Here is a 22,510-nt window from a genome sequence, read left to right on the forward strand (position 1 = left end):
CGGAGCCGCGCGAGGCACCCCCGGCGCCCGAGCCCCGGGACGCGCCGCCCGCGCCCTGCGCACCGGCGCCTCCGGCGGCACCCGCGCCGCTGCGGCGGCCCCGGCCCCGGCTGCCCGAGCGGAAGCCGCCGCCGGTGCCGGCGCCCGTGCCCGTGCCGCCGCCGGTCCGCGTGCGCGGCTTCGGCGGGGTCGGCTGCGGGACTTCGATCACGATCGCGATGCCGGAGGGCTCGCGGGCCCCGGTGATCCGGGTGAGCTCCTCGTCGCTGGACCTGATCCGGGTGGTGCGGGGCGCGATGCCCGCGTCCTGCATCAGCCGGGTCATCTCCCGCTTCTCCTCGGGCAGCACCAGCGTGACGACGCTCCCGGACTCACCGGCGCGCGCGGTGCGTCCGCCGCGGTGGAGGTAGTCCTTGTGGTCGGTGGGCGGGTCCACGTTGACGACCAGGTCGAGGTCGTCGACGTGGATGCCGCGGGCCGCCACGTTCGTCGCGACGAGCGCGGTGACCTCACCGGTCTTGAACTGGTCCAGGGTCCGGTTGCGCTGCGGCTGGGAGCGCCCGCCGTGCAGGGCGGCAGCCCGTACACCGCTGGCGAGCAGGCGCTTGGCGAAGCGGTCGGCGGCGCGCTTGGTGTCGACGAACATGATCACGCGGCCCTCGCGGGCGGCGATCTTCGTGGCGACGGCCTTCTTGTCCGTCTCGTCGAGCACGTGGAGCACGTGGTGCTCCATGGTGGTGACCGCGCCGGCGGACGGGTCGACCGAGTGCACGACGGGGTCGGTCAGGAACATCTTGACCAGCCGGTCGATGTTCTTGTCCAGGGTCGCGGAGAACAGCATCCGCTGTCCGCCTTCCTCGACCTGCTTGAGCAGGGCGACGACCTGCGGCATGAAGCCCATGTCGGCCATCTGGTCGGCCTCGTCGAGGACGGTGATGGCGACCTGGTCCAGGCGGCAGTCGCCGCGCTCGATGAGGTCCTTGAGGCGGCCGGGCGTGGCGACGACCACTTCGGCGCCGCGGCGCAGGGTGCCGGACTGCTTGGTGATCGACATACCGCCGACGACGGTGGCCATCCGCAGGTTGACCGCGGTGGCGTACGGCGTCAGCGCGTCGGTGACCTGCTGGGCGAGCTCGCGGGTCGGGACGAGGACGAGCGCCAGCGGCGCCTTCGGCTCGGAGCGGCGCCCGGCGGTGCGGGCCAGCAGCGCGAGGCCGAAGGCGAGGGTCTTGCCGGAGCCGGTGCGGCCGCGGCCGAGGATGTCCCGGCCGGCGAGCGAGTTCGGCAGGGTGGCGCCCTGGATCGGGAACGGGTCGGTGACGCCCTGCGCGGCAAGGGTTTTCAGCAGGGCGGCGGGCATGTCCAGCTCGGCGAACGCCTCGACGGCGGGCAGTGCGGGGGTCATCGTTTCGGGCAGGGCGAACTCACCCTGCGGCGGCGTGGCCCTGCGACGGGGCGACGCCTTGCCGGATCCCTTGCCGGAACCCTGTGCGGTTGCCTGTGCCTGGGCCGTGCCACGCCCCCTCGACGGGCGATTGCGGGCGGGACGGTCCTGACGTTCGGAGCGGGTCATACGGAATTGCCCTCCTGGGGGATTCCTGGGAACTACGGGGACTGCTGGGGGTCGCGCGGGAGTTCCGGGGCTGCGCGGACGTGCGGACGGACCGCTGTGCGCGGCGCGCGGAACTTCCGGGATGCCCGGGGTGCTTCGTCGCACCCGGTGCGGGGGCGCCGGTCGGCGCCCGGTCTCTGCGTCACTTCCCAGGGACAGCACAAGCCGGGACCCGCACCTTCACGGTGCGGGCCCCGGCTGCGAGGTACGCGTCCGGCAATTAGGCCGGGACGATGTTCTCCGCCTGCGGGCCCTTCTGGCCCTGCGTGACGTCGAAGGAGACCTTCTGGCCCTCCTGGAGCTCACGGAAGCCCTGGGTGGCGATGTTGGAGTAGTGGGCGAAGACGTCGGCGCCGCCGCCGTCCTGCTCGATGAAGCCGAAGCCCTTTTCCGAGTTGAACCACTTCACGGTTCCAGTAGCCATGTCATTCTCCTAAAACAGGTGCAGTGCCGGAAATCCGCACTTTACGAATTCCAAGTCGCCGCATTGAGCCCCACCCGGAGAAAGCCGGAAAACAATAAAACGCCTGAGGAAGCATTCCCGTCAGGCGCACATAAAGTTCATGGGTACCAAAACTGCAACCGGATCACCGTAGCACGATCTGCCGACCAGCGGTGGGACGCGCCGCGCCGCCGGCCGGCGGATGTCCGGAAGAACCCTTGGGGCGTCCGGCCAGGAGCCGTTTCGAAGTCGGTTCGAAGTCGGTTCAACGCCGCAGGGCGATGCCGTCCAGGACCATCGAGAGGTACTGCCGCGCGATCTCCTCGGGGCTGTGCCGGCCGCCGGGCCGGTACCAGGACGCGGCGACCCAGACCGTGTCGCGGACGAACCGGTAGGTGAGACGGATGTCGAGATCGGCGCGGAAGGTGCGGTCGGCGACGCCGCGCTCCAGGGTGCCGAGCCAGGCCTTCTCGAACCTCTCCTGGGACTCGACGAGGTACTGGAACCGGGGCTGGGCTGCCAGGTGCCGGGCCTCCTTCTGGTAGATGGCGACGGCGGCGCGGTGCCGGTCGATCTCGCGGAAGGACTCGGTGACGAGCGCCTCGATGGTCTCCCGGGGGCCGAGCCCGGCGCCGAGCACGGCGTCGTAACCCTCCCAGAGCTCGCCCAGGAAGGTGGAGAGGATCTCGTCGAGCATCGATTCCTTGGAATCGAAGTGGTAGTAGAGGCTGCCCGCGAGCATGCCGGCCGCGTCCGCGATCCTGCGGACGGTGGTGGCGTTGTATCCCTGGGCGGCGAACACCTCGGCGGCGGTGGCGAGCAGTTCGCCACGGCGCTCGGGCGCGGGGATCGCCTGGGGCTTCTTCTTGGTAGGCACCCGCCCATTCTCCGCCCGCCGGGAGCGGCTGCGGACTCCTCGTCGCCCACGGCCGGGGCAGCCGGGGCGCGGTCAGGGCGTTCGGGCAGCCGAGCCGTCGTCGTTGCCCCTGCGGATCGTGTGCAGCGGGTGACCGGGACGCCAGGTCTGGATGACCAGGGTGTCGCCGCCCTCGAGGCCGGTGCGCACCACCTCCGTCAGCTCCACCCGGAAGAGATGGAAGGGTTCCGGCGGCTTCACCTCGGCGATGAAGCGGGCCAGCACCCCGGGATCGTCCACCTCGACCGCGCGTCCGGAGATCCTCACGTCGCCGTCGGCCATCTCGGCGTCGGGGCCCGGGTTGGCCTGCACCGCGAAGCGGGGGTCGCGGCGCAGGTCCAGCGCCTTGCGCGAGTTCGGCATCATGCCGAGGAACGGCTCGTCGAGCCGGAAGTCCACTTCGAGGCCGGTGACGCGGGGCGAGCCGTCCTTGCGGAGGGTCGCCAGTACGTGGTGCCTGTACTGCTCGAAGCGTCGGCGGACGGTGTCGGCGAAGTCCGGCTCGGCCGACCGGAAGCCGGCCCAGGAGTGCGAGGTCGTGGCAGTCATGACTCCATGGAACCCGGAAAACCCGACACCTTCTGTCCGGTTTCCCGCGTCATGGTCGCGGACCACCCGGACGGATGCCGTGCGGGCCGCGCCGTGGTGTGCTGGAAGAGGCGGGGGCCGCCGGCCGGCGGCCGGGAGGGCCGCTCCCGACTCCGAGGTGAGTTCAGATGGCCGTCTTCATGAAGGTTTCCCTGCCGGGCACCACGACGGAGCAGTACGACGCGCTCAACACGGAACTCCAGTCCATGCCCGGCGACACGTTCGCCGGATGCCTCGCCCACGTCTGTGTCCCCACCGATACGGGCATCGAGGTGTACGACCTCTGGGAGTCCCAGGAAGCCATGGACAAGTTCGGCGCGGTCGTCATGCCCGTCGCCGAGAGGCGGGGCCTGCCCGCCGCGAGTGAGCGTCCCACGGTTTCCGAGGTCCACCGCTACTGGATCCCCGGCTCCTGAGGGCTGTCCCGGCCCTCAGCGCGACAGCGTGACCAGTGCCGCGTACCCCTGCGTCCGCAGTTCGCACACGGCCGTGCCCCGCAGAAGCACCGCGTCGTAGCGGCGGAGCGCGGTGTCCGTGCCGTCGATGACGGCTCCGTCCTCCAGCGCCACGGCCAGCACCGCCCCGCCCTCCGGAGCCGCCAGCCGGAGGGTGCCGCGCACCACCGCCGTCCGGGCCCGGACGGCGTCCCTGCGGTACATCACGTTGAGGTTCACGACCGGGCCCGCCAGCAGCCGGCCGTCGGTCTCCACGTCGCCCGGGAAGTCGTGCGGCCAGTACGGCTCGTCGACGATGTGATGCTCCCCGTCCACCATCAGGTCCATCCCGGCCCCCTCCACCACCGTCAGGGTGCGGTCGACGCCCGGGAAGAGGGAGAACGGCCCGTCCGCGGCCACGTCCGCCAGACTGACCCGCCAGTCGAAGGCGTCGGTCGTGGCGCCGGGCGACGCGGCGATCTCGCGGGTGGTGCCCCCGCCGTTCTTCCACGCCACCGGTGTGCGGCCGGCCGCGCGCAGGATCCGGAACGCCTCGGCGGTCATCTGGGGGCTCCGATCGTCGGGGGCGGGAAACCCCGAGCCTAATCCCGGATGCGGCCCGCTCCCCCGCGTTCGCTATCTTGATCGCCGCCGCCCCCACCGGCTTCTGGTCCATTCACCGATGAAGGAGCCGGCCATGGAGGCCGCCGTCACGACCTGCTACCGCCATCCCTCGTACGAGACGTACGTGAGCTGCACCCGCTGCGAGCGCTTCATCTGCCCCGACTGCATGCGCGAGGCGGCCGTCGGCCATCACTGCGTGGAGTGCGTGAAGGAGGGGCGGCGTTCGGTCCGGCAGGCGCGGACGGTGTTCGGTGGCGCGGTGCCCCGCGGCGCGGTGCCGGTCATCACGTATGTGCTGATGGGCCTGAACATCCTGGCCTACCTGGCCGAGCTGGTCCGTCCGGGGATCGTCGACCGGTTCGCGATGACGGGGGCCGGGCTGACCGGCCCGGACGGCGGCCAGTACGTCTACGTGGACGGGGGCTTCCCCGGTCTCGACGTGATCGGCGTGGTGGACGGCGAGTGGTACCGGCTGCTGACCGGGGCCTTTCTGCACCTGCCGCCGGGCGAGTCCTCCTTCGGTTCGCTGCCGTTCGGGGTGCTGCACATCCTCTTCAACCTGTACGCGCTGTGGAATCTGGGCCGGGTGGTCGAGGAGCAGCTGGGGCGGGTCCGGTATCTCGCGCTGTATCTGCTGTCCGCGCTGGGCGGTTCGGTCCTGGTCTACCTGATCTCGCCGTACGACAGCGCGGTGGGCGCCTCGGGGGCGGTCTTCGGTCTCGCGGCGTCGTTCTACGTGATCAACCGGCGCCTCGGCCGGGACATGCGGGCGGTGAACCGGTTCCTGGTCGGGTTCCTGGTGTGGATGGTGATCTCCGCCGGTTTCACCTCCTGGGAGGGGCATCTGGGCGGGCTGCTGACCGGTGCGCTCGTCACGGTCGTCTACGCGTACGCGCCGGCGCAGCGGCGGGCGCCGGTGCAGGCGGCCGGATGCGTGGTGCTGCTGGCGGTGCTGGTCCTGCTGGTGGTCCTCAAGACCTCGGCGCTGACGGGCTGAACGGGAGCGCCGAGCACGGTCTGACACGATGACGGCATGCGGAATGATCACTCCCGTCCGGAAGCCGTGCTTTCCGGTGCGGTCTCCCTGATGCGGCGGCTGCATCCCCTGGACCGGCTGGCGGGCGCGCTGCTCCTGCTGGGCGTGCTGGCGGTGGTGACCGGGCTGCTGCCGCCGGATCCGGCGGCGGATCAGATGCGGCGCGTCGGGCCCCTGCTGGTGTTCCTGGCCACGGTGATCGTGCTGGCGGAGCTGGCGGGCCGGGCGCAGGTCTTCGATGTGGTGGCGGCCTGGGTGGCGCGGGCGGGGCGGGGCCGCTACCCGCTGCTGTTCGGGCTCTGCGTGGTGTTCGCCTCGCTGACCACGATCACGCTGAATCTGGACACCACGGCGGTGCTGCTCACCCCGGTGATGCTGGCGCTCGGCACCCGGGTGGGGATCGCGGCCCTGCCCTTGGCGATGACGACGGTGTGGCTGGCGAACACGGCGAGTCTGCTGCTCCCGGTGTCGAACCTGACCAATCTGCTGGCGGCGGACCGGGTGGCGCTGTCCCCGGCCGGTCTGGCCGGCGTGATGTGGCTGCCCCAGCTGGCGGCGATCGGGGTGACGGCCCTGTGTCTGTGGGTCTTCTACTGGCGCCGCGGCCGGCGCGGGGCGGACCGCTACGTCCCGCCGGCGATGCCGGTGCCGGGCGATCCCGTGCTGCTGCGGATCTGTTCGGTGGCGTGCGGCGGTTTCCTGCTGGCGATCCTGCTGCTGGACGTGCCGCTGTGGTCCGCGTCGCTGGTCGCGATGGTGATCGTGGTGGCGGCCTACGCGGTGCGCCGCCGCGAGGAGCTGCGGGTGTCGCTGGTGCCGTGGCGGCTGCTGGTGCTGGTGCCCGGGATGTTCCTGGTCGTGGAGACGGTCAACGCCCACGGGCTGCACGAGCTGCTGGTGCGGGCACTCGGCTCGGACGACGGCTTCGCCGGCATGCTGCGGTCGGCCTGGGTGGGCGCGGGGCTGTCCAACGTACTGAACAATCTGCCGGCGTACGTGGCGGGCGAGGCGGTGATCCCGGTGGAGAACCACCACCAGTTGCTCGCCCTGCTGATCGGGGTCAACGCGGGGTCCGTCGTCACGCCGTGGGGCTCGCTGGCGACGCTGCTGTGGTTCGAGCGGTGCCGCTGGCAGGGGACGCGGATCTCCGTGGGGCGGTTCGTCCTGACCGGGCTGGTGCTGTCGGTGACGGCGGTGACGGCCGCCACCTGTGCGCTGGCGCTGGCCACCTGAGGGGGAGGGCGGCGGCCTGCCCCGGGGGACGCGCCACGGATCCGAGGGAGGCGCCCGTGCCTGCCCCGGGACGCGCCACGGCGCCTGCCGAATCGTCCGGTCGGGGACGGGCAGGCGCCGCGTTCAGTTCCGTACGCCGTTGTACGGGACGTCTGGTGTGCCGTGATCAGACCGTCAGGGAACGGTCCGTCGGGCGGATCGGGGCCGGCAGTGCGCTGGCTCCGGTCAGGAAGCGGTCCACGCCGCGCGCCGCGGAGCGGCCCTCGGCGATGGCCCACACGATGAGGGACTGGCCGCGGCCCGCGTCACCGGCGACGAACACGCCGTCGACGTTGGTGGCGTAGTCGTCGTCACGGGCGACGTTGCCCCGTGCGTCGAGTTCCAGACCGAACTGCTGGACCAGCCCGTTGGCCTGGTCCGTGCCGGTGAAGCCCATCGCGAGCGTGACCAGCTGTGCGGGGATCTTCCGCTCGGTGCCGGGCTTCTGCTCCAGCTTACCGTCCTTGAACTCCACCTCGACGAGGTGGAGGGCCTGGACGTTGCCGTCCTCGTCGCCCTCGAAGTGGGTCGTCGAGACGGAGTAGACCCGTCCCTCACCCGCCTTCGGCGCGGAGGGGCCCTGCCCCGACCCGGCGCCCTCCTTGAGGCCCGCCAGCACCTCGGTCTCCTCGTGCGCGGAGGTGACCTTGTAGAGCATGGGGAAGGTCGGCCAGGGCTGGTTGGCGTTCCGCTCCTCGCCCGGCCGGGGCATGATCTCGAGCTGGGTGACGGAGAGCGCGCCCTGGCGGTGGGCGGTGCCGACGCAGTCGGCACCGGTGTCGCCGCCGCCGATGACGACGACGTGCTTGCCCTCGGCGGTGATCGGGGAGACCGTCAGGTCGCCCTCCTGCACCTTGTTGGCGAGCGGCAGGTACTCCATAGCGAAGTGCACGCCGTTCAGCTCACGGCCCGGGACGGGCAGGTCGCGGGAGACGGTGGCGCCGGCGGCGATGACGACGGCGTCGTAGCGGCGCCGCAGCTTCGCGGCGTCGATGTCCTTGCCGACCTCGATCTCGGTGCGGAACTTGGTGCCTTCCGCGCGCATCTGCTCGATGCGGCGGTTGATGTGCGACTTCTCCATCTTGAACTCGGGGATGCCGTACCGGAGGAGTCCCCCGATGCGGTCCGCGCGCTCGTAGACGGCGACCGTGTGGCCGGCCCGGGTCAGCTGCTGGGCGGCGGCGAGTCCGGCCGGGCCGGAGCCGATGACGGCCACGGTCTTGCCGGACAGGCGCTCGGGCGGCTGCGGGGTGACGTCGCCGCGGTCCCACGCCTGGTCGATGATCGAGACTTCGACGTTCTTGATCGTGACGGCCGGCTGGTTGATGCCGAGCACGCACGCCGACTCGCACGGGGCCGGGCAGAGCCGCCCGGTGAACTCCGGGAAGTTGTTCGTGGCGTGCAGGCGCTCGGACGCGGCGGTCCAGTCCTCGCGGTAGGCGTAGTCGTTCCACTCGGGGATGAGGTTTCCGAGGGGACAGCCGTTGTGGCAGAACGGGATGCCGCAGTCCATGCAGCGGCCGGCCTGCTTGCTGATGATCGGGAGCAGCGAGCCCGGAACGTAGACCTCGTTCCAGTCCTTGACGCGCTCATCGGCGGGGCGGGTCTTGGCGACCTCGCGGCCGGTGGTCAGGAAGCCCTTGGGGTCAGCCATTGGTCGCCGCCTCCATCATCTTCTCGGTGGTCTCCTGCTCGGAGAGACCGGCGAGCTCAGCGGCGTCCTTGGCGGCGAGCACTGCCTTGTAGGTGGACGGGATGATCTTGCTGAAGCGGGCCACCGCGGTGGTCCACTCGGCGAGGAGCTTCTCGGCGACCGTGGATCCGGTCTCCTCCTGGTGGCGGCGCACCACGTCGTGCAGCCACTGCTCGTCGGTCTCGGAGAGCTCCTCGATCGCACCGAGGTTCCCGACGTTGACGTTGTCGCGGTCCAGGTCGATGACGTACGCGACACCGCCGGACATGCCGGCCGCGAAGTTGCGTCCGGTCTCGCCGAGGACGACGGCGTGGCCGCCGGTCATGTACTCGCAGCCGTGGTCGCCCACGCCTTCCGAGACGACGGTGGCGCCGGAGTTGCGGACGCAGAAGCGCTCACCGGTGCGGCCGCGCAGGAACAGTTCGCCGCCGGTGGCGCCGTAGGCGATGGTGTTGCCCGCGATGGTGGAGTACTCGGCGAGGTGGTCGGCGCCCCGGTCGGGGCGGACGACGACGCGGCCGCCGGAGAGGCCCTTGCCGACGTAGTCGTTGGCGTCGCCCTCCAGGCGCAGCGTCACACCGCTGGGGAGGAAGGCGCCGAAGGACTGGCCCGCGGAGCCGGTGAAGGTGATGTCGATGGTGTCCTCGGGCAGGCCCGCACCACCGAACTTCTTCGTGACCTCGTGACCGAGCATCGTGCCGACGGTCCGGTTGATGTTGCGGATCGGGACCTGCGCGCGGACCGGAAGGGCGGACTCGGCGCTGTCGGCGTTCAGGGCGTCGGCGGAGAGCTTGATGAGCTCGTTGTCGAGGGCCTTGGCGAGACCGTGGTCCTGCTCGGCGATCTGGTGACGGACGGCGCCGTCGGCCAGCTCGGGGACGTAGAACAGCGGGGCGAGGTCGAGGCCCTGGGCCTTCCAGTGCGTGATCGCACGGTCGGTGTCCAGGAGCTCGGCGTGGCCGACGGCCTCTTCGATCGTACGGAAGCCGAGCTCGGCGAGGATCTCGCGGACTTCCTGGGCGATGAACTCGAAGAAGTTGACGATGTACTCGGCCTTGCCGGAGAAGCGGTCGCGCAGGACCGGGTTCTGGGTGGCGATGCCGACCGGGCAGGTGTCGAGGTGACAGACACGCATCATGACGCAGCCGGAGACGACGAGGGGCGCGGTCGCGAAACCGAACTCCTCGGCGCCCAGCAGTGCGGCGATGACGACGTCGCGGCCGGTCTTGAGCTGGCCGTCGGTCTGCACGACGATGCGGTCGCGCAGTCCGTTGAGCAGCAGGGTCTGCTGGGTCTCGGCCAGGCCGAGCTCCCAGGGGCCGCCCGCGTGCTTGAGGGAGGTGAGCGGGGAGGCGCCCGTTCCGCCGTCGTGGCCGGAGATGAGGACGACGTCCGCGTGCGCCTTGGAGACACCGGCGGCGACCGTGCCGACGCCGACCTCGGAGACCAGCTTCACGTGGATGCGGGCCGCCGGGTTGGCGTTCTTGAGGTCGTGGATCAGCTGAGCCAGGTCCTCGATGGAGTAGATGTCGTGGTGCGGCGGCGGGGAGATCAGACCGACGCCCGGGGTGGAGTGCCGGGTCTTGGCGACCCACGGGTAGACCTTGTGGCCGGGCAGCTGGCCGCCCTCGCCGGGCTTGGCGCCCTGGGCCATCTTGATCTGGATGTCGTCCGCGTTGACCAGGTACTCGCTGGTGACGCCGAAGCGGCCGGAGGCGACCTGCTTGATGGACGAGCGGCGCGCCGGGTCGTAGAGCCGCTCGGCGTCCTCGCCGCCCTCACCGGTGTTGGACTTGCCGCCCAGCTGGTTCATGGCGATGGCGAGGGTCTCGTGCGCCTCGCGGGAGATGGAGCCGTACGACATGGCGCCGGTGGAGAAGCGCTTGACGATGTCGGCCACGGACTCGACCTCGTCGATGTCGATGGCCTCGCGGTCCGAGGCGAAGCCGAAGAGTCCGCGGAGCGTCATCAGGCGCTCGGACTGCTCGTTCACCCGGTCCGTGTACTTCTTGAAGATGTCGTAGCGGCGGTTGCGCGTGGCGTGCTGGAGGCGGAAGACCGTCTCCGGGTCGAACAGGTGCGGCTCGCCCTCGCGGCGCCACTGGTACTCGCCGCCGATCTCCAGCGCGCGGTGCGAGGCGGAGATGCCGGAGGCGGGGTAGCCCTTGGCGTGCCGGGCGGCGACCTCCTTGGCGATGACGTCGAGTCCGGCGCCGCCGATCTTGGTGGCGGTGCCGTTGAAGTACTGCGCGACGAAGTCCTCGTCGAGGCCGACGGCCTCGAAGACCTGGGCGCCGCGGTAGGAGGCGACGGTGGAGATGCCCATCTTGGACATGACCTTCAGGACGCCCTTGCCCAGCGCGTAGATGAGGTTGCGGATGGCCTGCTCGGCCTCGATGCCCTCGATGAACGTGCCGGCGCGGACGAGGTCCTCGACGGACTCCATGGCGAGGTACGGGTTGACCGCGGCGGCGCCGTAGCCGATCAGCAGGGCGACGTGGTGGACCTCGCGGACGTCACCGGCCTCGACCAGCAGGCCCACCTGGGTGCGCTGCTTGGTGCGGATGAGGTGGTGGTGGACGGCCGAGGTGAGCAGCAGCGACGGGATCGGGGCGTGCTCGGCGTCGGAGTGCCGGTCGGACAGGACGATCAGGCGGGCGCCGTCCTCGATGGCGGCGTCGACCTCGGTGGTGATCTGCTCGATGCGGGCGGCCAGGGCCTCGCCGCCGCCGCTGACGCGGTAGAGGCCGGAGAGGGTGGCGGCCTTCATGCCCGGCATGTCGCCGTCGGCGTTGATGTGTATGAGCTTGGCCAGCTCGTCGTTGTCGATCACCGGGAACGGCAGCGTGACGGCACGGCACGCGGCGGCGGTCGGCTCCAGGATGTTCCCCTGGGGGCCCAGCGTGGAGCGCAGCGAGGTGACGAGCTCCTCGCGGATGGCGTCCAGCGGCGGGTTGGTGACCTGGGCGAACAGCTGGGTGAAGTAGTCGAAGAGCAGCCGGGGGCGCTCGGAGAGCGCGGCGATCGGCGAGTCCGTGCCCATGGAGCCCAGCGGTTCGCCGGCGGTGCGGGCCATCGGGGCGAGGAGGACGCGGAGCTCCTCCTCGGTGTAGCCGAAGGTCTGCTGGCGGCGGGTGACCGAGGCGTGGGTGTGGACGATGTGCTCGCGCTCGGGGAGGTCCTCGAGCTCGATCTCGCCGGTCTCCAGCCACTCCTGGTACGGCTGCTCGGCGGCGAGGGACGCCTTGATCTCGTCGTCCTCGATGATGCGGTGCTCGGCGGTGTCGACGAGGAACATCTTGCCGGGCTGGAGGCGGCCCTTGCGGACGACCTTGGCGGGGTCGATGTCCAGGACGCCGACCTCGGAGGAGAGCACGACGAGGCCGTCGTCGGTGACCCAGTAGCGGCCGGGGCGCAGACCGTTGCGGTCGAGGACCGCGCCGACCTGGGTTCCGTCGGTGAAGGTGACGCAGGCCGGGCCGTCCCAGGGCTCCATCATCGTGGAGTGGTACTGGTAGAAGGCGCGCCGGGCCGGGTCCATCGAGGCGTGGTTCTCCCAGGCCTCGGGGACCATCATCAGGACCGAGTGCGGCAGCGAGCGGCCGCCGAGGTGGAGCAGCTCCAGGACCTCGTCGAAGGAGGCCGAGTCGGAGGCGTCCGGGGTGCAGACGGGGAAGATCCGGTCGAGCTGCGCCTCGCCGAAGAGGCTGGAGGCGAGCTGGGACTCGCGGGCCTTCATCCAGTTGCGGTTGCCCTTGACCGTGTTGATCTCGCCGTTGTGCGCGACGAAGCGGTACGGGTGTGCGAGCGGCCAGCTGGGGAAGGTGTTGGTGGAGAAGCGGGAGTGGACGAGCGCGACCGTGGTGGCGAAACGGCGGTCGGAGAGGTCAGGGAAGAACGGCTCCAGCTGCCCGGTGGTGAGCATGCCCTTGTAGACGATCGTGCGGGCGGAGAGCGACGGGAAGTAGACCCCGGTCTCACGCTCGGCGCGCTTGCGCAGCACGAAGGCCTTGCGGTCCAGGACGATGCCGGTGCTCTCGCCGTCGGCGACGAAGAGCTGGCGGAAGTCGGGCATGGTGGCGCGGGCGCCGTTGCCGAGGATGCCGGGGGTGACCGGGACCTCGCGCCAGCCGAGGACCTTGAGGCCTTCTTCGGCGGCGATCTTCTCGAGGTCGCGGACGGCCTCGGTGGAGTCGTCGGCGGGCAGGAACGCGATGCCGACGGCGTAGGCACCGGCCTCGGGGAGGTCGAAGGCGACCTCTTCGCGGAGGAAGGCGTCCGGGACCTGGAGCAGGATTCCGGCACCGTCACCGGAGTCGGGCTCGGATCCGGTGGCGCCTCGGTGTTCGAGGTTGCGCAGTACGGTCAGCGCCTGCTCGACCAGCTCGTGGCCGGCCACACCGGTCAGAGTGGCTACGAACCCGACACCGCAGGCGTCGTGCTCGTTGCGGGGGTCGTACATCCCCTGCTGGGCGGGGCGACCGTCCATGGGCGACCAGGCGTCGGTGCGCATCGGCTCTCCCGTCGTCGTCGTGGCATTTGCGTGCCGAGGGACGACGTTGGCCCTCTGCGAAATTTCGTGCAGATTACATGATGGGACGCTTCTCAAAAAGCGGATAGCTCGTTCCAACATACGGACACCGCCGTGGCGGTGGAGTGGGTCGCAGTCGGAGGATCGGCGCCCGGGAGACCGCAGAGAGCAGGCGTCGTTGCCTGCGGTGTCTACGGCTCATGCCCAGCGGCAAAGGAAACGAAACCGCCGGGTAACGACTACTTATGTGTAGCCCTGCATAGAGTCTCATTTTACGTCGCGTTCGGCCGATCCGCCCAGTGGCGGTGATCAGGACGTACGTCACACAGATGGCGGACACGTTACGGCCGCGCACACCTGGGGTGTGCGCGGCCGTGGGCGGTACGGGACGGGGCCGGGGTCAGCCTCCGACGGCGACGCCGAACAGGGAGCCCAGGCCGTAGGTGATCGCGGCCGCCGCGCCGCCGAGCACCAGCTGGCGCAGCCCGCTGAACCACCAGCTGCGGGCCGTCACCCGGGCCACCACCGCGCCGCAGCCGAAGAGCCCGGCCAGGGCGAGCAGCACGGCGGGCCACATCGCGTCCGCGCCCAGGAGGTACGGCAGCACGGGCAGCAGCGCGCCCAGCGCGAAGGCGCCGAACGAGGACACGGCGGCGACGAGCGGCGAGGGCAGGTCGCCCGGGTCGATGCCCAGCTCCTCGCGGGCGTGTATCTCCAGGGCCTGCTCCGGGTCGCGCGACAGCTGCCGGGCGACCTCCCGGGCCAGCCCGGCCTCGACTCCGCGGGACTCGTAGAGCTCGGCGAGCTCCCGCTCCTCGTCCTTGGGGTGCTTACGGAGCTCCCGCCGCTCGACGTCCAGTTCGGCCTCGACGAGCTCGCGCTGCGAGGCGACGGAGGTGTATTCGCCGGCCGCCATGGAGAAGGCGCCCGCGGCCAGACCCGCCAGGCCGGTGATCACGATCGTGCGGTGCGAGACGTCGCCGCCCGCGACACCGGTCATCAGGGCGAGGTTCGAGACGAGGCCGTCCATGGCGCCGAACACCGCCGGGCGCAGCCAGCCGCCGTTCACATCACGGTGGGTGTGGTTGTCCCGGTGCGCCTCGTGCAGTACGGCGTCGGTCTCGATGATGGACACAGCTCTCCCCTTCTCCGGCAGCGCGTTTCGTACGCTCCCGCCCCGCTCGACACCCTCGAAAGTACGCACGAAAAGGGGCTCCCGCCAGCAAGGCAGGCCGTACTTACCACCCTCCGTAACCGCGTAGGCACGCCTTCCCTTCCTGTCCGAAGGCCGTCATCCGAGTGGCCCTTTTGTGGTGATAATCGGCCTCTGTGGTGGCTCCGCGTGGCACAGATCCCACAGGCACGAGAACTGGCTCTGTACGAGCGAAGGGTCGACGCGATGGAGCTGACCGCAGGAAATCCGGCAACGCCGCTGACGAGCGGCGCGCGGGCGGCGGTACGCGGGGCTCCGGACCCGGCCGGCCCGGAGCCGGCCGGCCGGCCGCTGCCGCCGCGGGGCGGCGTCGCCGACCGGGCTGGCGGTGCGCTGCTGGGCCTCGCGGTCGGCGATGCGCTGGGCGCCCCCGCGGAGAACATGCGGCCCTCCGAGATCCGCCGCCGCTGGGGCCGCATCGAGGGCTTCGTCAGCGACGACCCGGCGGGCACGGACGACACGGAGTACGCGATCTTCTCCGGGCTGCTGCTGGCCCGGCACGGCTCCGCGCTCACCGTCACCCATGTCGAGCGCGCCTGGCACCTGTGGATCGCCGATCTGGACGAGGGGCCGTTCCGGGGCGCCGGTTTCAGCGAGCGGGGCACGCTGGAGAACCTGCGCCGGGGACTGGCCGCCCCGATCTCCGCCCAGCACCGGCACGCCTGGAGCGACGGCCTGGCGATGCGGGCGGCGCCCTTCGGGGTCTTCGCCGCGGGCCGGCCCGCGGAGGCGGCCCGGCTGGTCGCGGTGGACGGGCGGGTCAGCCATGACGGCGAGGGCATCTACGGCGGGCAGGCGGTCGCGGCCGGAGTGGCGGCCGCGATGACGGGGGCCGGGGTCACCTCCGTGATCGCCGCCGCCCTCTCCGTCGTACCGATGGACTCGTGGACGGCACGCTCACTGCGCCGGGCGGTGACCGCCGCGCAGCACCCGCATCCCGACCGCCTCACGAGGGAGCGGGCGGTGCGCTCGGCCGTCGTCATCGGCGGATACCCGTGGACGGACCTGGCGCCCGAGGCGGTGGGCCTGGCCTTCGGCGCGTTCGCGGCGGCGCGCGGCGACTTCCGCACGGCGGTGCTGACGGCGGTCAACATGGGACGCGACGCCGACACGACGGCGGCGGTGGCGGGCGCCCTGGCCGGTGCGCTGCACGGCGCGTCCGCCATCCCGCGCGTCTGGGCGGACGCGATCGGCCCGGTCCGCGGCAGCTGTCTCCCCTCGATGCGGGGCTACCACGTCCTGGACATCGCGGAGCTGCTCACCCCGGACGAGAACGAGACGGAGGAGCCGGGCGGGGGGCCGCCCGGAGCGGAGCCCCTGGCGAGCGGCGCCCCCGGAACGGTGGCGGGTCGATGACCACCGCCAGGGACACCGGGCACCAGGACGTCCCCACGCACCCCGGGGACGCGCGCGAGCTCCCCGGCGACGAGCGGCCGCGCGAGGCCGCGCGGGCCGAGGCGGTCCCCGGAAGGGCCCGGCCGGCCACGCCGCGCCGGGCCCGGATCGAGGGCCTGCTGCTCGGGCTGGCGGCCGGGGACGCCGCCGGGTGGCCGGCCGCGCGGCACCGGGCGGCCCGGATGCCGGAGTGGACCCGGCGCCTGACCCGCGAGCTCGACACCTTCGCCGAGCAGAACGCGACCACCACCCTGCCCGTCCCCATCGCGCTGAACCAGCCGCCCGAGCCCCTGCGGCTCGGCCCGTCCGACGACGCCGAATGGGCGGCCTTCGCCGCCGGGACCATCCTCACCTCCGCCGCCGGCGCCCTGCAGGGCCTCTCCCCCGGCCGCCGGATGCGGGCGGCCGTGGACGCCGCCTGGAACGCGCTGGCCGCCGAGGTCGCCGCGGCGGCCGCCCGGGCGCCGGAGGTCGAGTCGGCGGTCCTGCCGCTGCGCGCGCGGATCTCGGTCCGGGCCGGACTCGGCAACCTCGCCGCCGGTCTCCGTCCGCCCGCCACCGGCCACGACAACCCGCACTACTTCGACGACGCGGCGTGCGTACGGGCCGCCGTGCTGGCCGTCGCGCATCCCGGCGACCCGGCGGCGGCGGCCGATCTCGCGGAGTTCGACGCGCGCTACACCCAGGACGGCGACGGGGTGCACGGGGCGCGGGCGATGGCCGCCGCGGTCGCCGAGGCCCTCGGCGGCGCCGACGTGGACACCGCGGTGAACGCCGCGCTGGCCCAGCTCCCCGAGGGCACCGAGATCGCCCGCAACGCCGCCCACGCCGTCCGCATCGCCCGCGAGTTCGCCGGCGAACGCGCCGGCGCGTTCGCCCTCGTGCCGGTGCTGGAGCATCAGATCGTCGACCACGTCTACAGCTACGGGATCGCCGCGGCCGAGACGGTCCCCGTCGCCCTCGCCCTGGCCACCGCGGCCCGCGGAGACCTCGCGCAAGCCGTGCCGTCGGCGGCCTGCCTGTCCCGGGTCGCCGACTCGGCCCCCGCCCTGGCCGGCGCGCTCACCGGGGCGCTGGGCTCCGTCACCTCCGTACCCGACGGCTGGCGCGAGGCGTGCCGCACCCTGGCGGGGTGCGCGCTGCCCCGTTTCGCGGGCACGGATCTGATCGAACTCGCCGAGCTGCTGGCAGACACGGAACCAGCTCCCCCGGGTGGACAATTCGGACATGACATCCACAGCGCCCACGGCGCCCACGCGGTCCGCACTCCCCACGACCCCTGCGGGGCCCACCCTCGATGAACGGATCGCGGGCGCGCTCGTCGGCGCGGCCGTCGGCGACGCGCTCGGCGGTCCGGTCGAGGGCCGGCCGCCCGAGCAGATCGCGGCCCGGCACGGCGGCCGGATCACCGGGGTCGTCGGCCCGTGGGACGGCGAGGACTGGCGCACCGCCCGCCCCATCGCGCCGTACCACAAGGGCGACGGGCACGTCACCGACGACACCTTGATGACCCATGCGCTGGTGCGTGTGTACGGGAAGGTCCGGGGACATCTCGACGCCTACTCGGTGGCCGACCACCTCGTACCGGAGCTGATCTCGAACCCGCGCTGGATTCCGGAGCTGGAGGCCGAGGCGCTGCCGCTCCAGCGGATCTTCCTCGCCGAGAAGTGGATCGTCGCGCGGCTGCACTACGGGCATGTCGACCCGCGCGAGGCGGGCGCCGGGAACATCGTCAACTGCGGGGCCGCGATGTACATGGCTCCGGTCGGGCTGGTGAACGCCGCCGATCCGCAGGCCGCGTACGCCGAGGCGCTGGATGTCGCGGGCGCCCATCAATCCAGCTACGGCAGGGAGGCGGCCGGGGTGTTCGCGGCCGCGGTCGCCGCGGCGTGCGTGCCGGGGGCGACGCCCGCGAGCGTCGTCGAGACGTGTCTGTCGCTGGCCAAGGACGGGACCCGGGCCGCCATCGACGCGGTCTGCGAAACCGCCGTCGGGCACCGGGACTTCGAGTCCGCGCTCGCCCCGCTGCGGGAGGCGGTCGCCCCCTTCGACACCGTCGGGCCCGACTACCGCGCACCCTCGCTCGGCGCCCGCCGCCCGTCCCGGCTGCACGCCATCGAGGAGCTTCCCATCGCCCTCGGGATGCTGCTCGTCGCGGACGGGGACTACCGGCACGCGGTCCTCGGGTCGGTCAACTACGGGCGGGACTGCGACTCGATCGCCACGATGAGCGGTGCGATCGCGGGCGCGCTGCACGGCGAGCGGGCGGTCCCCGCCGACTGGGCGACGACGGTCGGCGAGGCCAGCCGGCTCGACCTGCACGCCCCGGCCCGCACCCTGAGCGAGGTCGCCCGCGAGGTGTTCGCGCACGACACGGCCCGCCGCCGTCGCCACGAGGCCGCCTTCGCCACGCTGGCGGGCCGGCCGTGAGCGCGACGGTGCGGGCCACCTGGGTCCAGCCCGAGGACCTCGTGGGACACGAGTTGCGGCAGGCGGCCGAGGACGGGCGGGACGTCCGGGACATCGAGCGCCGGTGGTACGAGGCCGGCGGCTCCCCCGCCCCGGACCGCGCGGGCGCTTCCGAGCCTCCGGCCCCTCCCGGGCTGCGCGCGGTCGCCGGACGCCTGCTCGACGAACTCGCCCTGCTGGAGTCGCCGCTGGCCGACGACGAACCGACCGGCCTCGAAGCGGTCCGGGCCGCCTGCCCGCACTGGCCGGCCCCCCGCACGGAGCCGTCCGCCGTGGGGCGCGAGCGGCTGCACGCGGCCTGGCTGGGCCGCGCCGCCGGCTGCCTGCTCGGCAAGCCGGTCGAGAAGCTGCCGCTGGAGGGCATCCGCGCCCTGGCCCGCGCCACCGGGAACTGGCCGCTGAGCACCTGGCTCACCGCCCGCGGCGTGCCCCCGGCGCTGGCCGCCACCTACCCCTGGAACCGCCGTTCCGCGGCCACCTCGCTGGCCGAGAACATCGACGGGATGCCCGAGGACGACGACCTCAACCACCCACTGCTCACCGTCCTGTTGCTCCAGCGGCACGGAGCCGCGTTCACCACCGCCGACCTCGCCCGGCTCTGGCTGGAGGAGCTCCCGGCCGGCCGGACGTTCACCGCCGAGCGGGTCGCGTACCGCAATCTGCTCGACGGCTTCGAGCCTCCGGACACCGCCCGCCACCGCAACCCGTTCCGGGAGTGGATCGGGGCGCAGATCCGTGCCGACGTGCACGGCTGGACCCACCCCGGCGACCCGGCCGCGGCGGCGGAGCAGGCACACCGCGACGCGGTCCTCACCCACACCGGGAACGGGGTGTACGGCGCGATGTTCACCGCGGCGGCGCTCGCCGAGGCGGCCGGCGGCGAAACCGATGTGCACGGGTGCCTCGCGGCCGGCCTGCGCGTGGTCCCGCCGCGGTCACGATTCGCCCAGGCGGTCCGGGACGGCGTCGCCGCGGCCCGCGAGGAGCACCGCTTCGATTCCGTCGTCGACCGGCTGCACGCGGCGTACGGCCGGTACCACTGGGTGCATGTGCTGCCCAACGCGGCTCTGCTCACCGCCGCCCTCACCCATGCCGACGGTGACTTCACCGGCTCCATCTGCCGTGCGGTGTCCGGCGGCTGGGACACCGACTCCAACGGGGCGACCGCAGGTTCGCTCGCCGGGCTGCTGGCCGGGCGGCCGGACGCGCTGCCCGACCGGTGGACCGCCCCGCTGAAGAACCGGCTCGCCACATCCGTCACCGGTTTCGACTCGGTCGGCTTCGACACTCTCGCCGACCTGACCCACCGGCTCACCCACGAGGAGGCACTCCGCCCATGACCAACGTCGCGGTGCTCGGCAGCACCAATATGGATCTTGTGGCCTACGTCGACCGCGCCCCCGAGCTCGGGGAGACCGTCACGGGACGGGAGTTCCGCACCGTTCCCGGCGGCAAGGGCGCCAACCAGGCCGTCGCCGCCGCCCGCGCGGGGGCCGAGGTGCTGATGATCGGCGCGGTCGGCGACGACGAGTACGGCGTCCGGATGCGGGAGAACCTGGAGCACTCGGGCGTCGACACCGACCTGCTGCACACCGCCGAAGGGCCCAGCGGCACCGCGCACATCGTGGTCGACGGCAAGGGCTCCAACGCGATCGTGGTGATCCCCGGCGCCAACGGCACCGTCACCTCGCTCGGGCCGGGCGAGATCGCCGCCATCTCCGGCGCCGATCTGCTGCTGCTCCAGCTGGAACTGCCGCTGTCGGCAGTCCTCGAAGGGGCCCGCGCCGGTCACGCCCAGGGGGTGCGGACCGTCCTCACCCCCTCCCCCGTACAGCCGCTGCCCGCCGAACTCCTCGACTGCGTCGATCTGCTGATCCCGAACGAGCACGAGGCGGCCGAACTGTCGGGGCACGCCGAACCGCACGCCGCGGCCGAGGTCCTGCTCAGCCAGGTGCCGGCGGTCGTCATCACGCTCGGTTCCAAGGGCTGCCTGTACGCGGCACGGGGCAGCCGGGCCGTCCACTTCCCGGCCCCCGACGTGACCGCCGTCGACACCACCGGCGCCGGGGACACCTTCGTCGGCACGCTCGCCGTGGCGCTCGGCGAGGGGCGTCCGGTGCCGCAGGCCATCGCCTGGGCCTCGTCGGCCGCCGCGCTCTGCGTGCAGAGACCCGGGGCCTCGGTCTCCATGCCGTACCGCACCGAGATCGACGGCGCATGAGCGCCCCGGGAGCGGCGCCCCTCACCGGGCTGCGGGTCATCGATCTCGCCACGCTGTTCGCGGGCCCTCTCTGCGCGACCATGCTGGGCGACTTCGGCGCCGACGTGATCAAGGTGGAGCATCCGGACAAGCCCGATCCGTCGCGGGGCCATGGCCCGGCGAAGGACGGCGTCGGCCTGTGGTGGAAGCTGCTGGGCCGCAACAAGCGCAATCTCACGCTCGATCTCTCCTGCCCCGGGGGCCGCGACCTGCTGTTGCGGCTCGCCGCCGACACCGACGTGATCATCGAGAACTTCCGGCCGGGCACGCTGGAGCGGTGGGGGCTCGGGCCGGCGGAACTGCACGCCGTCAATCCGCGGCTGGTGCTGGTCCGGGTCACGGGCTTCGGCCAGTTCGGCCCGTACGCGCACCGGCCCGGCTTCGGCACGCTCGCGGAGGCGATGAGCGGGTTCGCGGCGATCACCGGGGAACCGGACGGCCCGCCGACGCTGCCGCCGTTCGGTCTCGCCGACTCGATCGCGGCGCTCGCCACGTCGTTCGCGGTGATGGCCGCGCTGGCCGGCCGGGACCGCACGGGTGCGGGCCAGGTCGTCGACATGGCGATCATCGAGCCGATCCTGATGGTGCTCGGCCCCCAGCCGCTCTGGTACGACCAGCTCGGCTACGTCCAGCCGCGCACCGGCAACCGTTCGCGCAACAACGCCCCGCGCAACACCTACCGCACCTCGGACGGGCACTGGGTGGCCGTCTCCACCTCGGCGCAGTCCGTCGCGGAGCGGGTGATGCGCCTGGTGGGGCGCGCGGAGCTGATCGACGAGCCGTGGTTCGCCTCCGGCGCCACGCGGGCCGAGCACAGCGACGAGCTCGACGAGGCGGTCGGCCACTGGATCGGGCGGCGCACCCGGGAGGAGGCGGTCTCCGCGTTCGAGAAGGCGGAGGCGGCCATCGCACCCATCCACGACATCCGTGACGTGATGGAGGATCCGCAGTACCGCGCCCTGGACTCCGTCACGGAGGTCGACGACCCGGAACTGGGCCCGCTGAGGATGCAGAACGTCCTGTTCCGGCTGTCGGCGACGCCGGGGTCGATCCGCTGGGCCGGGCGTCCGCACGGCGCCGACACGGCCGACATCCTCACCGGCCTCGGTCTGAGCGGCGCGGAGATCGAGGCACTGCGTGCGGAGCGTGTCCTGTGACCGCCGAGACCCCGCTGACCTGGCTGTACGTGCCCGGCGACCGGCCGGACGTGGTGCGCAAGGCCTGCGATGCGGGGGCGGACGCGGTGATCGTCGACCTGGAGGACGCGGTCGCCCCCGACCGCAAGGAGTACGCGCGCTCGGCCACCGTCGAACTGCTCGGCGAACCGGCTTCCCCCGAGGCGGTGCCGGTCCATGTCCGGGTCAACGACGAGACGGACGTGCTGGCCCTGGCGGGGCTGCCGGGGCTCGCCGGGCTGCGGCTGCCGAAGATCACGCATGCCGCGTCCGTCCACCACATCGCGGCGCTGGCCCCCGGCGTCGCGCTCTGTCCGCTGCTGGAGTCGGCACTCGGGATCGAGCACGCGTACACGGTGGCCAGCGCCCATCCGCAGGTCCGTTCCGTGGCCCTCGGGGAGGCAGACCTCCGGGCGGACCTGGGGGTACGGGACGATGCCGGGCTCGACTGGTCGCGCAGCCGGGTGGTGGTCGCGGCCCGGGCGGCCGGGCTGGCCCCGCCCATCCAGTCGGTCTTCCCGGACGTCCGGGACATGGACGGTCTGTGGGCGTCCTGCGCGCACGGGCGGGCGCTCGGCTTCCTCGGCCGGGCGGCGATCCACCCGCGACAGCTCCCGGTCATCGAGCGGGCGTTCCGGCCGACGCCGCAGGAGGTCGAGGCGGCGCAGGAGATCATCGAGGCGGCCCGCCTCCAGGCGGGGGCGCTGGCCCTCCCCGACGGCCGCTTCGTGGACGCGGCGGTGGTCGCCCAGGCCCACCGCACGCTGTCCCTGGCCGGTCGGGCGCGGTGAGCGGTTCGCGGGGGCGGGGGCCCGGCAACGGTGGGCGGGCGCGCCCCGCCCGCCCCCTT

18 protein-coding genes are annotated in these 22,510 nt (G+C 72.6%); 10 read left to right on the top strand and 8 right to left on the bottom strand.

Annotated features, from left to right (window positions below; genetic code table 11):
• The 4 genes from E6R60_RS21525 to E6R60_RS21540 all read right to left on the bottom strand — a co-directional run.
• Positions 1-1,573, bottom strand: a 1,573-nt coding sequence (locus tag E6R60_RS21525) for a DEAD/DEAH box helicase (RefSeq protein ID WP_136328264.1), incomplete at its 3' end; no start/stop codon positions are given.
• A 259-nt stretch (positions 1,574-1,832) separates the two neighbouring features.
• On the bottom strand, positions 1,833-2,036 hold the full coding sequence (locus E6R60_RS21530) for a cold-shock protein (RefSeq protein ID WP_015607926.1): 204 nt from the start codon (positions 2,034-2,036) through the stop codon (positions 1,833-1,835).
• A gap of 283 nt (positions 2,037-2,319) precedes the next feature.
• On the bottom strand, positions 2,320-2,931 hold the full coding sequence (locus E6R60_RS21535; protein ID WP_136328265.1) for a TetR/AcrR family transcriptional regulator: 612 nt from the start codon (positions 2,929-2,931) through the stop codon (positions 2,320-2,322).
• A gap of 72 nt (positions 2,932-3,003) precedes the next feature.
• Positions 3,004-3,519, bottom strand: coding sequence for a pyridoxamine 5'-phosphate oxidase family protein (locus tag E6R60_RS21540; protein ID WP_136328266.1), 516 nt, complete (start codon positions 3,517-3,519; stop codon positions 3,004-3,006).
• 167 nt (positions 3,520-3,686) lie between these two features.
• On the opposite strand from E6R60_RS21540, the gene E6R60_RS21545 reads away from it, so the two are divergent.
• On the top strand, positions 3,687-3,974 hold the full coding sequence (locus tag E6R60_RS21545; protein WP_136328267.1) for a hypothetical protein: 288 nt from the start codon (positions 3,687-3,689) through the stop codon (positions 3,972-3,974).
• 15 nt (positions 3,975-3,989) lie between these two features.
• Here the strand turns inward: E6R60_RS21545 and E6R60_RS21550 are convergent, their stop codons facing one another.
• A complete protein-coding gene (locus tag E6R60_RS21550) occupies positions 3,990-4,556 on the bottom strand; it encodes a HutD family protein (RefSeq protein WP_136328268.1) in 567 nt (188 codons plus the stop codon).
• Between the two features lie 133 nt (positions 4,557-4,689).
• On the opposite strand from E6R60_RS21550, the gene E6R60_RS21555 reads away from it, so the two are divergent.
• Both E6R60_RS21555 and E6R60_RS21560 read left to right on the top strand, forming a co-directional pair.
• Complete coding sequence (locus tag E6R60_RS21555) at positions 4,690-5,613, top strand: rhomboid family intramembrane serine protease (protein WP_136328269.1); 924 nt, start codon at positions 4,690-4,692, stop codon at positions 5,611-5,613.
• Between the two features lie 36 nt (positions 5,614-5,649).
• On the top strand, positions 5,650-6,885 hold the full coding sequence (locus E6R60_RS21560; RefSeq protein ID WP_136328270.1) for an SLC13 family permease: 1,236 nt from the start codon (positions 5,650-5,652) through the stop codon (positions 6,883-6,885).
• A 166-nt stretch (positions 6,886-7,051) separates the two neighbouring features.
• Here the strand turns inward: E6R60_RS21560 and E6R60_RS21565 are convergent, their stop codons facing one another.
• The 3 genes from E6R60_RS21565 to E6R60_RS21575 form a co-directional block, all read right to left on the bottom strand.
• Positions 7,052-8,578 carry a glutamate synthase subunit beta gene (locus E6R60_RS21565; protein ID WP_136328271.1) on the bottom strand — a complete coding sequence of 509 codons (1,527 nt, stop codon included), beginning with the start codon at positions 8,576-8,578 and terminating at the stop codon, positions 7,052-7,054.
• Positions 8,571-13,130 (bottom strand): glutamate synthase large subunit, encoded by a 4,560-nt coding sequence (gene gltB / locus E6R60_RS21570; RefSeq protein ID WP_136328272.1) that lies wholly within the window; start codon positions 13,128-13,130, stop codon positions 8,571-8,573. Before gltB ends, E6R60_RS21565 begins: the two co-directional genes overlap by 8 nt.
• 418 nt (positions 13,131-13,548) lie before the next feature.
• Complete coding sequence (locus tag E6R60_RS21575; RefSeq protein WP_136328273.1) at positions 13,549-14,283, bottom strand: VIT1/CCC1 transporter family protein; 735 nt, start codon at positions 14,281-14,283, stop codon at positions 13,549-13,551.
• A 264-nt stretch (positions 14,284-14,547) separates the two neighbouring features.
• Between E6R60_RS21575 and E6R60_RS21580 the strand changes: the two genes are divergently transcribed.
• From E6R60_RS21580 to E6R60_RS21610, 7 genes are read left to right on the top strand one after another with little or no spacing between them, the layout of a single operon-like run.
• The gene (locus E6R60_RS21580; protein WP_240802650.1) at positions 14,548-15,717 is read left to right on the top strand and encodes an ADP-ribosylglycohydrolase family protein; all 1,170 of its coding nucleotides are present in this window, start codon (positions 14,548-14,550) and stop codon (positions 15,715-15,717) included.
• Positions 15,714-17,057, top strand: a complete 1,344-nt coding sequence (locus E6R60_RS21585; protein ID WP_240802644.1) for an ADP-ribosylglycohydrolase family protein — start codon at positions 15,714-15,716, stop codon at positions 17,055-17,057. The genes E6R60_RS21580 and E6R60_RS21585 overlap by 4 nt, the downstream gene beginning before the upstream one ends.
• Complete coding sequence (locus tag E6R60_RS21590) at positions 16,984-18,186, top strand: ADP-ribosylglycohydrolase family protein (protein WP_136328274.1); 1,203 nt, start codon at positions 16,984-16,986, stop codon at positions 18,184-18,186. The genes E6R60_RS21585 and E6R60_RS21590 overlap by 74 nt, the downstream gene beginning before the upstream one ends.
• Positions 18,183-19,565: an ADP-ribosylglycohydrolase family protein gene (locus E6R60_RS21595; RefSeq protein ID WP_136328275.1), complete on the top strand. Its 1,383-nt coding sequence runs from the start codon at positions 18,183-18,185 to the stop codon at positions 19,563-19,565. Before E6R60_RS21590 ends, E6R60_RS21595 begins: the two co-directional genes overlap by 4 nt.
• Positions 19,562-20,446: a ribokinase gene (gene rbsK, locus E6R60_RS21600; protein ID WP_136328276.1), complete on the top strand. Its 885-nt coding sequence runs from the start codon at positions 19,562-19,564 to the stop codon at positions 20,444-20,446. The genes E6R60_RS21595 and rbsK overlap by 4 nt, the downstream gene beginning before the upstream one ends.
• Complete coding sequence (locus E6R60_RS21605; RefSeq protein WP_136328277.1) at positions 20,443-21,642, top strand: CoA transferase; 1,200 nt, start codon at positions 20,443-20,445, stop codon at positions 21,640-21,642. Before rbsK ends, E6R60_RS21605 begins: the two co-directional genes overlap by 4 nt.
• Positions 21,639-22,451 carry a CoA ester lyase gene (locus E6R60_RS21610; protein ID WP_136328278.1) on the top strand — a complete coding sequence of 271 codons (813 nt, stop codon included), beginning with the start codon at positions 21,639-21,641 and terminating at the stop codon, positions 22,449-22,451. The genes E6R60_RS21605 and E6R60_RS21610 overlap by 4 nt, the downstream gene beginning before the upstream one ends.
• Positions 22,452-22,510: the final 59 nt, after the last annotated feature.

The organism is Streptomyces sp. A0642 (genome assembly GCF_004795105.1).
Taxonomy (GTDB): Bacteria; Actinomycetota; Actinomycetes; order Streptomycetales; family Streptomycetaceae; genus Streptomyces.

Coding starts and splice junctions, on each gene's coding strand:
- E6R60_RS21530 (WP_015607926.1), bottom strand. CDS start 2,036: ATGGCTACTGGAACCGTGAAGTGGTTCAACTCGGAAAAGGGCTTCGGC.
- E6R60_RS21540 (WP_136328266.1), bottom strand. CDS start 3,519: ATGACTGCCACGACCTCGCACTCCTGGGCCGGCTTCCGGTCGGCCGAG.
- E6R60_RS21545 (WP_136328267.1), top strand. CDS start 3,687: ATGGCCGTCTTCATGAAGGTTTCCCTGCCGGGCACCACGACGGAGCAG.
- E6R60_RS21550 (WP_136328268.1), bottom strand. CDS start 4,556: ATGACCGCCGAGGCGTTCCGGATCCTGCGCGCGGCCGGCCGCACACCG.
- E6R60_RS21555 (WP_136328269.1), top strand. CDS start 4,690: ATGGAGGCCGCCGTCACGACCTGCTACCGCCATCCCTCGTACGAGACG.
- E6R60_RS21560 (WP_136328270.1), top strand. CDS start 5,650: ATGCGGAATGATCACTCCCGTCCGGAAGCCGTGCTTTCCGGTGCGGTC.
- E6R60_RS21565 (WP_136328271.1), bottom strand. CDS start 8,578: ATGGCTGACCCCAAGGGCTTCCTGACCACCGGCCGCGAGGTCGCCAAG.
- gltB (WP_136328272.1), bottom strand. CDS start 13,130: ATGCGCACCGACGCCTGGTCGCCCATGGACGGTCGCCCCGCCCAGCAG.
- E6R60_RS21580 (WP_240802650.1), top strand. CDS start 14,548: ATGGAGCTGACCGCAGGAAATCCGGCAACGCCGCTGACGAGCGGCGCG.
- E6R60_RS21585 (WP_240802644.1), top strand. CDS start 15,714: ATGACCACCGCCAGGGACACCGGGCACCAGGACGTCCCCACGCACCCC.
- E6R60_RS21590 (WP_136328274.1), top strand. CDS start 16,984: ATGACATCCACAGCGCCCACGGCGCCCACGCGGTCCGCACTCCCCACG.
- rbsK (WP_136328276.1), top strand. CDS start 19,562: ATGACCAACGTCGCGGTGCTCGGCAGCACCAATATGGATCTTGTGGCC.
- E6R60_RS21605 (WP_136328277.1), top strand. CDS start 20,443: ATGAGCGCCCCGGGAGCGGCGCCCCTCACCGGGCTGCGGGTCATCGAT.